We start from the raw sequence: 13,894 nt of genomic DNA on the forward strand, positions 1-13,894 counted from the left end.
GTATCGTTGTCGTGCATCTGTAGCCATGCCGAGCAACAGTAAGCTTTCCGAATGTTACGTTAACTACGTATGTGTACTAAGAATAGACACTTTTAATCGCAAATGAACAAGAACAGTTCATTCACATGGTTATGTGGATCAACTGTTCTTGTTCACATCTGCTTTACATGGCTACATCGCTACATCGCATCATGTTCTACCGATGTAGACGGTACGCTCTCTTCCCAATCTTTGCACACATCCACCCAGCCTTTCGCCTCCGCAAAACGCTCCAATTCCGGTAACGTCAGCTCAATCGCAGAATTACTACTGCCACAAGCTGGGAATACGGTATCAAACCGTTTTAACGATTCATCCAAATATATCTCCAATGGAGTCGCCAATCCGAACGGGCATACGCCGCCAATCGCATGTCCGGTATGCTTCAGCACTTCGTCTGGACTGAGCATACGCGGTTTAAGCGCAAACACCGCGCGAAATTTTTTGTTATCGATGCGCGCACCACCTGCCGCGACAATCAATATCGCCTGCTCATCGCCTTCCCCTTTGCGAAACGATAACGTTTTAGCGATTCGTGCTGGAATGACACCAATCGTATCTGCCGCCTCCTGCACCGTAGCGCTGGACGTAGTAAATTCCAATATATCCTGCTCTCGTTCCCATTTCCGAAAATGTTCTTTGACCTGTTCAATTGCCATCTTGGTTCGCCATCCCTTCCATAGATCGTACCTGATTTAGATGTTATGTACATATGCGAAACACATACGTTCGCTTCAATTACATTGCAGCATGCGGCTGATCGGTTAAGCTAGATAAGGCGTTTTTAACTGATCTTTTGCTCATCCCCCACTTTTCCTTTACGTTATTCGCCTATTCTCAAGCCTGTTCAGCCTATACGCTCCTAGATTTGCTGCCACCATTCATCATCTGCTTATACTATTCAGCGTCATACGATGGCATGCTATCGCAGACCGTGCGATACACTGTCAATAGCTGTACAATCCATATGCCTTCCCCGTGGACACGATATTCCATCTGCTACATATTTGTCGATCTTAGCAACATATACTAAAACAATCCGTTCCTGTCGTCAAATGCGCTTGAACCCAACTGAAACGTCTGACATAATAACGATAGCCCGCTGAACGGATGCGACAACGCGGTGACGTACAATAGAGAAACATGATCCGTATCGTCCGTTTATGCTGCTCATTATCGTATAAGGAGAGGTTGTTGGTTATGAAAGGAATCATTACTGTACTTGGAAAAGATAAGGTCGGTATTATCGCTGGCGTATGTACATATCTAGCCGGACAAAACGTTAATATTCTGGATATTTCGCAAACGATTGTTCAGGATTATTTTAATATGATGATGATTGTGGATGCGTCGAATGCAGGTAAAGCTTTTGAAGGACTGGTCGAAGATTTGCAACAGCTTGGCACTGAGATCGGTGTGGAAATTAAGCTACAGCATGAGGATATTTTCAGCACGATGCATCGGATTTAGTTGTTGCTCGTGCATCGTAGAAGCAAGTAGCGCTGTCCACAGAACTATGGACATCTCTTCATCTACCCCAAGCTGATGATTGCTTATTATAATGTCATAGACGAATAGATCGGTTTAACGAACGAGGAGGAACAAGCATGATCTCAATTGTAGAAGCACAGGAAACGAATAAAATGATCCGCGAAATGAATCTGGACGTGCGCACGATCACGATGGGCATCAGTCTGCTCGACTGCGCACACAGCAATATCGATACATTTAATCGCAATATGTATGATAAAATTACACGTTTGGCTGAAAATTTAGTCCAAACCGGTCAGGATCTGGAGCGCCAATTTGGCATTCCGATCATTAATAAACGGATCTCCGTCACACCGATCGCGATTGCAGCAGGCGGTGTCGAAGCCGAATCGTATGTGTCGATCGCTGAGACACTGGATCGAGCAGCTCGCGAAGTAGGCGTGAACTTTATCGGTGGCTTTTCCGCACTCGTACATAAAGGCTTTACGACGAGTGACCGCCGCCTGATCGCCAGCATTCCAGAAGCACTGGCAACGACGGAGCGTGTTTGTTCCTCGGTCAATATCGGCTCTTCTCGTAGTGGAATCAATATGGATGCAGTCAAATGGATGGGCAGTATTATTAAACAAACCGCTGAACTGACCGCTGATCGCGATTCGGCGGGCTGCTCCAAGCTCGTTATCTTTTGTAATTCGGTTGAAGACAATCCATTTATGGCAGGTGCCTATCATGGTGTCGGCGAAGCGGAATGTGTGATCAACGTAGGAGTCAGCGGGCCTGGCGTAGTCAAACGGGCACTGGAAGATGCCAAAGACAGCGACTTTGAAACATTATGCGAAACGATTAAACGGACCGCTTTCAAAGTTACGCGTGTAGGACAGCTTGTTGCTCAGGAAACGTCCAAACGTCTCGGTATTCCATTTGGGATCGTCGATCTGTCGCTTGCCCCTACACCGGAAATCGGCGATTCGATCGCTGAAATTTTCCAGGTGATGGGTCTGGAAGAAGCTGGCGCACCGGGTACAACCGCCGCTCTTGCCATTTTGAACGACAATGTAAAAAAAGGCGGGGTCATGGCATCTTCATATGTTGGCGGACTTAGCGGCGCATTCATTCCAGTCAGTGAAGATCACGGTATGATCGAAGCCGTGCAAAAAGGCGCATTAACGCTAGAAAAACTGGAAGCGATGACGTGCGTCTGCTCGGTTGGTCTCGATATGGTCGCCATTCCGGGCGATACAAAGGAATCGACGATCTCTGGTATTATCGCCGATGAAGCAGCGATCGGTATGATCAACAACAAAACGACCGCTGTACGCCTTATCCCCGTAATCGGCAAGCAGGTAGGCGAAATCGCCGAATTTGGCGGACTGCTCGGCTATGCACCGGTGATGCCGGTGAACGGCTTTAGCTGCCAGAACTTTATCGACCGCGGTGGACGTATCCCGGCACCGATTCATAGTTTTAAAAACTAAAGACGGACAAAGAAACCAGAGTCTCCAAGTTGAGAAGATTCTGGTTTCTTTGCGTGTACGGATTAACTATATATCGTTATATTGAATAAAATTTATCAAACATTTTTTCAAACCTTTCTTTAACATTCTGATCGTTATCCATTTGTTGTAGATAGTAATTCAAATAAGACTCGATTGTACATAGCATGTTCTCGACATTAATCAACCAATTATTACAATACATTGGATTGATATATATAACATGCTTAGTATCATGATTTAATATATCAATTAAAAAACTCACGTCTCCATTTCCAATATAACCATTATGTACTAAACCACAACGAACCAACTCATAAAATTTCTGGATATTTAATGTACTATACGTTTCAAATACATGTCCTTCATGTTGAACTAAATAGTCGAGATAAGCTTCAAATCCAGATGTAAATACTCTTTTGGAACGTCTATTACTGCCTATACCTTCTAAATACTGCCCATGTGATTCAAAAAATGTAATCAGTATAGTCATAATTGCTAATTTATATTCATAACTACCTTCTGTTTTACTACTTTCTAATAACAACTGAGCAGGTTTAAAAAACCAATTTTTCATTTGTTTAAAATAAACTTCTTTTCTTTTATATGTTCCATTTTTGATATCCTTAAAAGTTATATTTTCAGTTATGTACACCAAGTTTTTATTCAATATTCTCACCTCTTTTGTTTATTAGCTCCTTTAAGGTATTTGCCAAAACTCGTATGGATGTGAGTTATGCGGAACGGAGGAAAGGAAATAAGGGGAAAGGACGACTTAAAGTGTTAGCGATCTTCTAATACGGGGTGCAATGAAAAGGGATTTTTGCGAAGCAAAATATCGCACTGCTTTTGAGCACGGGAATCTACTTCCCTTTCTAATCCGTAGATTCCTGTGCGAGACGGGAGTCCGTCCCCTTATTCTTTTGTGAAGTGGTTGATGCTACCCTTATAAGTTTGCGTACACATCTTTAAAGATACAGACAAAAGAGCCTGAAATAGTATATAAATTCAGGCTCTTTCTTTATATAATACAAACTTTTACATCTGCGGAATAATCGCCAGTACCAGCTTCAAGAACTGATCACGCACACGCTCTGCCGTTTCCATAACCTCATCATGAGACAGCGGCTGATCCAGAATGCCGGCTGCCATATTCGTAATACAGGAAATACCGAGCACTTCAATCCCCGCATGGCGCGCTACAATCGTCTCGGATACGGTCGACATGCCGACGGCATCTGCACCGAGTGTGCGCAGCATACGAATTTCGGCTGGTGTCTCATACGTAGGTCCAAGCAGACCTGCATATACGCCTTCCTGCACGTTCAAGCCCTGATTTGCCGCAGTATCGTTAAATATTTGACGCAGACGACGGCTATAAGCTTCCGACAGGTCAGGGAAACGAACGCCGAGTGCAGGGTCATTCGGTCCGATCAGCGGATTGCGTCCAGTCAAGTTCAAATGATCGCTAAGCACCATCAGATCACCTGGCTGATAAGATGTGTTCACACCACCTGCTGCATTCGTTACGAGCAGGCTGGATACGCCCAGTTCCTTCATCACACGTACAGGGAATGCTGTCACTTCTGGACCGTAGCCTTCGTACATATGGAAGCGACCTTTCATCATCACAACTGGGCGACCTTGAATGTTACCGAGCAGCAATTCACCATCATGGCCTTCGACAGTCGATACAGGGAAATGCGGAATATCGCTATACGAAATCGCGATACCGTCTTGAATGAGATCAGCCAGTACGCCAAGACCGGAACCGAGGATCAGACCTACCTCTGGTGTGATATTACTTTTACTGCGGATGTAAGCTGCTGCTTCTTGAATCGTTGCTTGCGTAATTGTTGTCATTACGTTTCCTCCTTAAGTAGCTATCTGTCGACTGCTCGTTGCAATGAGCAGTCGACAGATAGTGATCGTTATAGATGTTGCATCTATATACAATATTGCTTCTATATACAGTATTGCATATTCGCTTTACTAGCGGTCGCGATATGATCGATTGGTGTATCGATATGCTGAAGATCGACCACGCTGACCGCACAGCTTATGCTTAGTTATGAATCAGGTTGATACCCGGTCAATCGGATCTGCACAAGTTCATTACCGTACACACTCATCGCTGGATACTTACTATATTCCTCAATTGGCAGAACACGAATCCATTCGTCATTATGATACAATTGCCCACCACAGTGAAACCACTGCATCTTTTGCTTGGATTGTGTCAGCGGAAGATGACCGACCACTTTCCAATTGCGGCGCATATTGGACGAAGCTGCAAATATCAATTGTACCGGTTTCCCATCCGAATCAAACGTGATGAATTCGCAATCCACGTCAGGCACATGAGGCTCGTCAGCGATGGATACGACACCAAATGAGAAGGCTTTGCTCAGGCGATCTTGCAGTGCACATACAACTTGTCCGACTGCCCACCTACTATCTTTTAATGGAATCGTAAATAGATCTCCAGCCTTGTACTTGTTCATCTGAACCTCCTGCATCGTAGTGATTACTTACTCAGCAGCCATCAGAATATAAAGACAGTCAGGTAGCGTTAGCACGCGGGTGATGCGCCTCGTATACATCCTTCATGTTCTTTTTGGAAATACGTGTATAGATCTGAGTCGTCGAAATGTCCGCATGACCGAGCATTTCCTGTACGGAACGCAGATCTGCACCATTTTCAAGTAGATGCGCAGCAAAGGAATGACGCAGTGTATGTGGCGTAATATCCGCTTCAATACCTGCTTCACGTGCGTACTTTTTAATGATCTTCCAGAAGCCCTGACGTGTCAGTCTTGTACCTAGCTGATTCACGAATAATGCTGTTTCATCTACATGTTGGCGTACCAGATGAGCGCGTCCATTTTGCACATATTCGCCAATACGCTTCACGGTCACACCTGTAATCGGAATAATACGCTCCTTGCCTGAATTGCTAGCACAGCGTAAAAATTTCAAATCCAGGCGCACATCTTCCACATTCACGGAGATCAGCTCTGATACACGAATACCTGTCGCATAAAGCAGCTCCAGCATCGCACGGTCACGACGTCCCTGTGCGGTATGCTTGTCCGGTGCATCCAGCAGTTGCTCCACTTCGCCTACACTCATCACTTGCGGTAGCCGCTTTTCCGCTTTTGGTGCTTCCATATGGATCGATGGGTCTTGCTGAATAATCCCTTCACGTACAAGATACTGACAGAACGAACGCAGGGATACTGTCATACGTGTAATCGTGGACGATGCTCTGCCGATCAAGCGCATCTCTCCTAAAAATAAAGCGATATGTGTTTTGCGAATCTGATCAGGCATCATAATATCACGCTGATGAGCAAACTCGATAAACTGGCTTAAATCACGCTGATACGACTCCAACGTATTTCGTGAAAGCCCTTTCTCTTCTGTTAAGTATCGAACAAACTGCTCTAAATATGATTTCATTGTCAATCAGCCTCCTTTGCGTCTGGGTTACAGACACGATCGAATGTGCCGGAATAGGACGCCTACGCCCTGGCCATGGACTGTCGGTTGGCTGCCACCTTCAGGCCGTATACATATAGTTGCAATACGATGCCGCACCGTGTAGCATCATATGATTTCACCGGGATTATGTAAAAACAATGTATACCTTTCGTACTTGCAGTTTCCAACATACAGGTATTGCATCAAAAAGACCCTCTCCCGAACAGCCATACTATCGGGCGAGAGTCTCTGGTATCCACATGATCTATTTAGTTGTATTGGCCCTATTGCTGCGGTATCGACTGCTGTTAGACAGCTAAACTGCATCAATTACCAGGCTGTAACAAGCTTACTTGTCCGTTGCACCGTTGTCGCCGTTTTCCTTGTCTTTGCAGCGATGACAGATGCCGTAAAAGTCCAGACGATGGTCAAGAACAGCAAAGTCGAATTCCTTATCCAGCCGTTCTTCTAGCGGTCCAAGCCAATCCTCACGAATCTCATCCATGCTTCCGCATTGAACGCAGATCAGGTGATGATGGTGGTGCTTGCTCGTATCGGTACGCAGATCGTAACGCGCTACGCCGTCGCCAAAATTAATCTTCTCCACGACATGCAGTTCACTCAAAAGCTCAAGGGTACGGTACACGGTAGCCAGACCGATTTCGGGAGCTTTTTGTTTCACGAGCATAAATACGTCCTCGGCACTCAGATGATCTTCTTCGTTCTCAAGGAGCACTCGCACGGTAGCTTCCCGCTGGGGTGTTAATTTGTAACCTTTGGATTGTAACTGGTGTTTAATTTTATCGATCCGTGCTTCCATTTTTGCCCTCCCCCTGTGGAAATCACTGCATCGTTGAAATGCTCACTCCAATTATTATAGGGGGATTATGAAGTTAAAGTCAAACGTTTTAGCAACTGACACATACCGTTGTTGCCTGAGGGCAAAACGCAGCCACTGCAAAAGATCAGACTGGACTTCAAACGATCGATATCATTCAAATCGAAGCTGAAATGTCAGTAACTAAGTAACAGATTAACATGAACGAGCATGATCGCTATGCTGGCGCTCGTTCATGCTTTATCTTATCCCGTCCTACACGGTCTATTCCATCCATTACATCACTCTGTAATGATCTTCATCCCCATCCATCGACTAGCCCGTGATCACCTTGCCATACGCTCCGCCGCCACCGGCGCTAAGCGTAAGACGTCCTTCACGTGCCAGCACGATATAATGTGCGATTTCACTACCAACGACCGCTTCCAGTTCCGCTGCGGAAGAACGATGCAAAATTGCCATCTCCGTACCGAATACGTCTAATAAACGATTCATTTTGGCAGGACCCAGTCCCGGTATAAAAGAGAGCGGTACTTGATAGCGGTAGGGTGGACGATTTTCAGGTGGCTCTGGCTCCGCGCGATCTGCAATATGCAGCACACGATCCAGTACACCAATCGTTAGCTGGGTGCTGCCGCAATATGGACAACGCTCCAGTATCGAACCGGATTCGTGAATAATGTGCTCACAGTTACGGCAGTACGTTCGATGATATTTACCCAGCCGCGGATCGAGTCCATAATTGGCTTCGATATGAGCGCCATTGTCGCCACTCAATACACGAAGCAAGCCGTCAAAGCTTGCTTCGTGCATACGCAGTACATTGTACTCACGTCCGATTTTGCCAAGCGAATGGGCATCGGAATTTGTGAACAGTGGATAACGATCCAGCTCGCTAATGTAACCAGCCATCGTCGTATCTGCACTGAGTCCCAGCTCGCCACCATCCACTAAGTCCAGATCGAGCACATCGCCCATACGTGCGGTCACACTCCCATAGATGCCTTTATGCGGCGTGAACATATGAGCAGGCATAAACAGACCGCCGCGCTGTTTGACCTGCTGCTGTAGCTCGCGGTAGGTCGTGTACAGACGTTGCGAACTAAGCTGGATATTTTTCATCCGTGTGCGCATCCACTCTGCAAAATCATCCATTCGCTCCAGATCACGAAAATAGACCAGCACATGGCTTTCCTGATAGCCCGGCTCGCGAATCTCAATCTCCGATCCAAGCAAAATAGTCGTATCTTGATAGCGGATTCCGCCACCAGCGAGTTCACTCATTTCACCGCTAGCGATCAATGCTCGAATATCCGCACGCACGCCAGGCGAATGGCAATCGATAATGCCGATCAACCCGATCCCTTTGCGCTCGGAAGCTTCCTTTGCAATGTTGGCAAATGTCAGATTGCGGCTGCCGCTAATTTTGACAGGTTGACCATCTTCACTACGACCAATATGAATGTGCAAATCGGTATACACCTGCTGTAGCTGCGCAGCATGTTCACTGTGTACGTTTAGACCGGACAGCGGTTCAACCGATGGCATCGATTGCTTCATTATTTCGGTTCAATGCCCTGCTTGATCAGATGCCATGCCTGCACCGCCATGATCGTTTTCGCATCGCTGATTCGTCCGGCGCGAATCTGCTCGTATGCTTCATCCAGCGTAATCGCACTCATTTCCAGAAACTCATCTTCATCCAGCTGTGCCTCGCCCTGCACTAGCTCATCTGCCAGATACAGATGAATTAACTCGTCCGCAAAACCTGGCGATGTATAAAAGGAATAGAGCAGTTTTAATTGTTTAGCTGTATAGCCTGTCTCTTCCTTCAATTCACGCGCAATCGCATCGCCTGGATCTTCACCTGGCTCCAGCTTGCCTGCTGGAATTTCTACCTGTGTGCGTCCAAGCGGTTGACGAAACTGCTCAACGACGATCATACGATCATGATGAATCGCCAGTACCGCCACTGCGCCATTATGACGCACAATCTCTCGTTTGCCTATTTCGCCGTTCGGAAGACGGACCGTATCTAACTGTACCCGAATCACTTTGCCATCAAAAATTGGCTCTGTAGATAATGTCACCTCATCCAATGCTGGATTAGGCTGGTGCTTCGATTGATGATCATGCTTCGTTGAATCGCTCATCGTATCCCTCCTGAGTGTATGTCTGCTGCTGGTGATTGTGTTTAGAATAAATATGCACATCAGCGTCAAAGGCAACATGGTTTCCACTGCATTATCTTCGATTAACTCCTTGCAACGCGATATTTACGCCATTATCGATTACGATCTACAATTAATCGTTTAACCGTTCAATTTCCCGGTCTCACGTACAATTTCAATCACAAGCCGCGCCGCATTCATCAATTCATCCCGATGAATACGCTCGCTGGTCGTATGGATATGTTCATAACCTACCGCCAGATTCGCAGTTGGCACACCCATTCCGTTGAAAATATTAGCGTCACTGCCGCCGCCTGTATGGAAAATATCATTCGGCAATCCTAGATTGGCCGACGCGCGCTGTGCAAGCTGTACGACCGCATCATCGGCGGTAAATTTAAAGCCTGGATATACGATCACACTCTGGAATTTGCAAGTCGCACCAAAATCAGCACAGGTCGCTTCCAGCGATTCCTTCATCGCCGCAATCTGTACTTCTACCTTCTCATGCACCAGACTGCGTGCTTCTGCATGCAGTTTCGCATAATCGCATACGACATTGGTCGCGCCACCGCCTTCAAAGCTGCCGATATTCGCTGTCGTTTCATGATCGATCCGTCCAAGCTTCATACGCGAGATCGCTTTACCTGCTACTTGAATCGCACTAATACCATCTTCCGGATTTACCCCTGCATGTGCGGATCTGCCGAAAATCTCCATCACGATCCGTGCCTGCGTTGGCGCCGCAACAGCGATCGTGCCTACGGCTCCATTCGAATCAATCGCATAGCCAAACTCCGCATCGAGCAAAGAACGATCCATTGCGCGTGCCCCCATCAAGCCTGATTCTTCACCTGCGGTAATGACAAATTGAATTTGACCATGCGGAATTTGTTGTTCTTTGAGCACATGTACAAGCTCAAACAGCGCCGCTACCCCTGCTTTATCATCCGCACCGAGAATCGTATCGCCTGCGCTGCTAATCCAGCCCTGCTCATCGATGACAGGTTGAATCCCGATCCCTGGCGTTACCGTGTCCATATGGGTGGTAAAGAAAATTTTCGGAATCGATTGCTCTGTATTTGGCGCCAGCATGGCGATCAGGTTACCTGCACCATGTCCGGTTTTGGCAGCGGACTCATCTTCGATTACCGTCAAGCCCAGTGCCAGTAGCTTTTCGGTTAAATGATCTGCAATGATACGTTCATTTTTCGTTTCGCTATCGATCTGTACAAGTTCCATAAATTGTTCAACTAATCTGCTTGGATTAACCACGATAAATACGCTCCTTTTGTATAGCAACGAATGCCCGGCTACAACGTATATAACCGATATATGGTTGTCATTACCGTTTGTTCACACGATCGATACAGATATCGTTTTGCAAACAAGGCATAGACACGTTATGATAAGAAATGATGTGCATGATACCATTCACCTGTGTACATGCATGAACTAGATTGACATGTAAAGGAGTTCAGCTTATGCAACAGAAAAAATGGTTTAAAGTGTTCATTTATGTGATGCTGATCGCCATGGTTGGCTCAGTCATCTTTACGCTTGCTCAGCCTTTCCTGTAAAGGCAGCTCCCCATTCCGGCTGTTCGTAGCCAAAATGACGTGCAAAATGCGGCACGATCTCGTCCGCAATCTGGCGAATGTCATACGCACGGCCGGTTATATCCTCTAATGAGGTAACACCATATTCTTCAATCCCGCACGGAATAATACCAGAGAAGCCTTGCTGCCCAATGCCTGAAGCGATATTGAAGGCAAACCCATGACTCGTAATAAAGCCGCGGCGACTGCGGCATTTATTAAACTTGATGCCAATCGCAGCAATTTTCAAATCGCCTATCCATACGCCGGTATAGGCTTCTTTGCGTCCAGCTTCGATTCCTTGCTCTGCCAGATAGTCAATAATGACCTGCTCCAATGTGCGCAAATAACGATGAGGGTCCAAGCCTCTCGACGTATCCAGCAGCAGGATCGGATAACCGACCAGTTGCCCTGGACCATGATATGTAATGTCCCCTCCACGATCGATTTGGAACAGAGTGATCCCACGCTCTTTCAGCTCGTCTTCACTCCACAGCAAATGTTCAGGATGACGCTGCGAGCCGATCGTATACGTTGGTGGATGCTGAAGCAACAATAGCTGTTCGCCCCCCTCCCCCGTATCGATCGCCTGCACCAGTTCTTTTTGTTTGTCCCATGCCGCTGCATATTCCATCAGAGGGGTATAGGATACGTGAATAATTGAACTCATGATAAAGCACTCCTTTTCCCTGTTATCCACTCATTGCGATCATACCGGATGGATAAGCAAAAGGTCGACAAAGCCGCGGGGCTGTCAACCTTTTACATGTGTATTCCGGTGTGGTAGTGCATGGTGAAAGCAATTGTTGGATGCTTGAGCATATATACCAATGCAGATGGTGAGGGCATCAACCACTCCGGTAAGGAATAAGGGGACGGACTCCGGTCTCGCACAGGAATCTACGGAGTAGGAAAGAATGTAGATTCCCGTGCTCAAAGTAGTAAGATATTTTGCTATGCAAAAATCCTTTTCTCATTGAACCCCGTGTTAGGAAATCGCTAACACTGTAAGTCGTCCTTTCCCCTTATTTCCTTTCCTTCGTTCTGTGCCTCTTGCATTGATACGAATTTGCATAAATGCTCTAATACAATAACCAACTCAAATTTAAAATAGGATCTACTTTATGTTATGAAGATCACACTTGTACAGAACTCCAATAGGCTTCATAACCTAAATGAATGACTGTCAAAGCATTAGCAGGTTATGCCTGTTAAAAGGTAATCCTTTAACCTATTAAAAGACGACATTTCACTTTATTAAATGTAACCCACCTGCAAAGGCAATACAACTTTCATCTTAATACAGCTTCGTATCCATACCATAGCCTTCCAGATTATCCTTCACGCGTTGCAGGAAACGGCCGCAAATGACGCCGTCCAAAATACGATGATCCAGTGACATACACAGATTCACCATCGAGCGTACACCGATCATATCGTTAATGACGACTGGACGCTTCACGATCGATTCGAATGTCAAAATCGCAGCCTGTGGATAGTTAATAATCGGATACGACAGTACAGAGCCGAATGAGCCGGTATTGTTGACGGTAAATGTACCGCCTTGCATATCGTCCAGTTTCAGCTTGCCTTCGCGTGTACGGCGTGCCAGATCGTCGATCTCGTGTGCCAGACCAGCGATGTTTTTCTGATCAGCACGCTGGATGACCGGGGTCATCACCGAATCTTCGGTTCCGACTGCCAGTGAAACGTTAATATCGCGTTTCACGATAATTTTATCGACTGCCCAGACGGAGTTCATAATCGGATAATCTTTGATCGCATTGACAACGGCTTTGATCAGGAATGGCAGATAGGTCAGTGTGATGCCTTCGCTGCGTTTGAATTCGTCTTTCAGCTTGTTGCGCAGCATGACGAGATTGGTCACATCGACTTCGATCATCGTCCAGGCGTGCGGAATTTCGGATACGCTCTGACGCATATTACGAGCGATTGCGTTACGCAGTGGCGTCACATCGATCATATGCTCGCCGCGTCCGCTTGCATGTTCACTCTGTTCCAGTTCAATCTTCGGAATCGCTGGCGTTTCGCTAAGATGCATACCGGAATTACGGACGGCATAATCGGCAGCTGATGGCTGAGCCATGCCAGCATTACTAGCTGGCGTTGCCATAGCAGTCGGAGTCGATGTTGCCGCAGGAGCAGAACCGCGCTGAGCGGTACCATTTTCCACTGCTTTCAGCACATCACGACGCGTTACGCGTCCGCCTGCACCTGTTCCGCTAATGAGTGACAAGTCCAATCCATGCTGGGCAGCAAGCGACTGGACAGCCGGAGAGTAACGACCTGCCATACTACTAGCAGCATCTGTAGCAGCCGGACGTGATGCCGCAGCTACGGGTGAAGATGACGGAGCCGATGCAGCGGGGGCGTTGACGGAAGCAGATGGCTGAGCAGCCGATTCGCTTGGTGTTGCGGCTGGAGCTGCTGTTTCGGCACTGCCTGTACTATAAATGCGGCAAATGATCTCGCCTACAGCGACTTCCTGTCCTTCTGCTGCTAACAACTCGCCCATTGTTCCTTCCATGATCGAAGGAATCTCGGCATTCACTTTATCGGTAATGACTTCGCAGATCGGTTCGTATTGATCAACCGAATCGCCGGGCTGCTTGAGCCATTTGGCGATTGTTGCCGATACGAGCGATTCCGCTAATTGAGGCATCGTGATGTCAGTTAGGTTTCCTTTTTGAGACATTTTATTCACTCCTGAAAATTGCCGGCCATCCTGTTGATGAACCGGCAATTTATTTTAATAATGCA

Annotated in this window: 14 protein-coding genes; 3 read left to right on the forward strand and 11 right to left on the reverse strand. The window is 46.7% G+C overall.

Annotated features, from left to right (window positions below; translation table 11 throughout):
• Nucleotides 1-179 precede the first annotated feature (179 nt).
• Nucleotides 180-698 (reverse strand): YbaK/EbsC family protein, encoded by a 519-nt coding sequence (locus AAHF22_RS15790; RefSeq protein WP_347325988.1) that lies wholly within the window; start codon nucleotides 696-698, stop codon nucleotides 180-182.
• Nucleotides 699-1,239: 541 nt separating this feature from the next.
• On the opposite strand from AAHF22_RS15790, the gene AAHF22_RS15795 reads away from it, so the two are divergent.
• Together AAHF22_RS15795 and AAHF22_RS15800 are read left to right on the forward strand one after the other, a co-directional pair.
• A complete protein-coding gene (locus AAHF22_RS15795) occupies nucleotides 1,240-1,509 on the forward strand; it encodes an ACT domain-containing protein (RefSeq protein WP_188775244.1) in 270 nt (89 codons plus the stop codon).
• 137 nt (nucleotides 1,510-1,646) lie between these two features.
• Entirely contained in the window at nucleotides 1,647-3,005 is a 1,359-nt protein-coding gene (locus tag AAHF22_RS15800; protein WP_347325989.1) for a PFL family protein, read from the forward strand.
• A 76-nt stretch (nucleotides 3,006-3,081) separates the two neighbouring features.
• Here AAHF22_RS15800 and AAHF22_RS15805 read toward each other — a convergent pair whose 3' ends face one another.
• The 8 genes from AAHF22_RS15805 to AAHF22_RS15840 form a co-directional block, all read right to left on the reverse strand.
• Nucleotides 3,082-3,693 (reverse strand): hypothetical protein, encoded by a 612-nt coding sequence (locus tag AAHF22_RS15805; RefSeq protein WP_347325990.1) that lies wholly within the window; start codon nucleotides 3,691-3,693, stop codon nucleotides 3,082-3,084.
• Between the two features lie 368 nt (nucleotides 3,694-4,061).
• Entirely contained in the window at nucleotides 4,062-4,886 is an 825-nt protein-coding gene (locus AAHF22_RS15810) for a purine-nucleoside phosphorylase (protein ID WP_347325991.1), read from the reverse strand.
• A 206-nt stretch (nucleotides 4,887-5,092) separates the two neighbouring features.
• The gene (locus tag AAHF22_RS15815) at nucleotides 5,093-5,527 is read right to left on the reverse strand and encodes an immunity 26/phosphotriesterase HocA family protein (protein WP_347325992.1); all 435 of its coding nucleotides are present in this window, start codon (nucleotides 5,525-5,527) and stop codon (nucleotides 5,093-5,095) included.
• A 58-nt stretch (nucleotides 5,528-5,585) separates the two neighbouring features.
• Nucleotides 5,586-6,485: a site-specific tyrosine recombinase XerD gene (gene xerD, locus AAHF22_RS15820; RefSeq protein WP_347325993.1), complete on the reverse strand. Its 900-nt coding sequence runs from the start codon at nucleotides 6,483-6,485 to the stop codon at nucleotides 5,586-5,588.
• 370 nt (nucleotides 6,486-6,855) lie between these two features.
• Nucleotides 6,856-7,326, reverse strand: a complete 471-nt coding sequence (fur, locus tag AAHF22_RS15825) for a ferric iron uptake transcriptional regulator (RefSeq protein WP_347325994.1) — start codon at nucleotides 7,324-7,326, stop codon at nucleotides 6,856-6,858.
• Nucleotides 7,327-7,659: 333 nt separating this feature from the next.
• Complete coding sequence (locus tag AAHF22_RS15830) at nucleotides 7,660-8,892, reverse strand: endonuclease Q family protein (protein WP_371834080.1); 1,233 nt, start codon at nucleotides 8,890-8,892, stop codon at nucleotides 7,660-7,662.
• Between the two features lie 11 nt (nucleotides 8,893-8,903).
• Nucleotides 8,904-9,497 carry an NUDIX hydrolase gene (locus tag AAHF22_RS15835; protein WP_347325996.1) on the reverse strand — a complete coding sequence of 198 codons (594 nt, stop codon included), beginning with the start codon at nucleotides 9,495-9,497 and terminating at the stop codon, nucleotides 8,904-8,906.
• A gap of 159 nt (nucleotides 9,498-9,656) precedes the next feature.
• The gene (locus AAHF22_RS15840; protein WP_347325997.1) at nucleotides 9,657-10,790 is read right to left on the reverse strand and encodes a M20/M25/M40 family metallo-hydrolase; all 1,134 of its coding nucleotides are present in this window, start codon (nucleotides 10,788-10,790) and stop codon (nucleotides 9,657-9,659) included.
• Between the two features lie 209 nt (nucleotides 10,791-10,999).
• Between AAHF22_RS15840 and prli42 the strand changes: the two genes are divergently transcribed.
• Nucleotides 11,000-11,095, forward strand: a complete 96-nt coding sequence (gene prli42, locus AAHF22_RS15845; RefSeq protein WP_347325998.1) for a stressosome-associated protein Prli42 — start codon at nucleotides 11,000-11,002, stop codon at nucleotides 11,093-11,095.
• Here the strand turns inward: prli42 and lipB are convergent.
• Nucleotides 11,070-11,783 (reverse strand): lipoyl(octanoyl) transferase LipB, encoded by a 714-nt coding sequence (gene lipB / locus AAHF22_RS15850; RefSeq protein ID WP_347325999.1) that lies wholly within the window; start codon nucleotides 11,781-11,783, stop codon nucleotides 11,070-11,072. The two genes, prli42 and lipB, sit on opposite strands and share 26 nt — an antisense overlap.
• Nucleotides 11,784-12,410: 627 nt before the next feature.
• The gene (locus AAHF22_RS15855) at nucleotides 12,411-13,829 is read right to left on the reverse strand and encodes a dihydrolipoamide acetyltransferase family protein (RefSeq protein ID WP_347326000.1); all 1,419 of its coding nucleotides are present in this window, start codon (nucleotides 13,827-13,829) and stop codon (nucleotides 12,411-12,413) included.
• Nucleotides 13,830-13,894: the final 65 nt, after the last annotated feature.

It is taken from the genome of Paenibacillus wenxiniae (assembly GCF_039822605.1).
Lineage (GTDB): Bacteria > Bacillota > Bacilli > Paenibacillales > Paenibacillaceae > Saccharibacillus > Saccharibacillus wenxiniae.

Bases quoted from the DNA above. Each gene is read 5' to 3' on its own strand.
- AAHF22_RS15795 (WP_188775244.1), top strand. From the start codon at position 1,240: ATGAAAGGAATCATTACTGTACTTGGAAAAGATAAGGTCGGTATTATC.
- AAHF22_RS15830 (WP_371834080.1), bottom strand. From the start codon at position 8,892: ATGCCATCGGTTGAACCGCTGTCCGGTCTAAACGTACACAGTGAACAT.
- prli42 (WP_347325998.1), top strand. From the start codon at position 11,000: ATGCAACAGAAAAAATGGTTTAAAGTGTTCATTTATGTGATGCTGATC.
- lipB (WP_347325999.1), bottom strand. From the start codon at position 11,783: ATGAGTTCAATTATTCACGTATCCTATACCCCTCTGATGGAATATGCA.
- AAHF22_RS15815 (WP_347325992.1), bottom strand. From the start codon at position 5,527: ATGAACAAGTACAAGGCTGGAGATCTATTTACGATTCCATTAAAAGAT.
- xerD (WP_347325993.1), bottom strand. From the start codon at position 6,485: ATGAAATCATATTTAGAGCAGTTTGTTCGATACTTAACAGAAGAGAAA.
- fur (WP_347325994.1), bottom strand. From the start codon at position 7,326: ATGGAAGCACGGATCGATAAAATTAAACACCAGTTACAATCCAAAGGT.
- AAHF22_RS15835 (WP_347325996.1), bottom strand. From the start codon at position 9,497: ATGAGCGATTCAACGAAGCATGATCATCAATCGAAGCACCAGCCTAAT.
- AAHF22_RS15790 (WP_347325988.1), bottom strand. From the start codon at position 698: ATGGCAATTGAACAGGTCAAAGAACATTTTCGGAAATGGGAACGAGAG.
- AAHF22_RS15855 (WP_347326000.1), bottom strand. From the start codon at position 13,829: ATGTCTCAAAAAGGAAACCTAACTGACATCACGATGCCTCAATTAGCG.
- AAHF22_RS15810 (WP_347325991.1), bottom strand. From the start codon at position 4,886: ATGACAACAATTACGCAAGCAACGATTCAAGAAGCAGCAGCTTACATC.
- AAHF22_RS15800 (WP_347325989.1), top strand. From the start codon at position 1,647: ATGATCTCAATTGTAGAAGCACAGGAAACGAATAAAATGATCCGCGAA.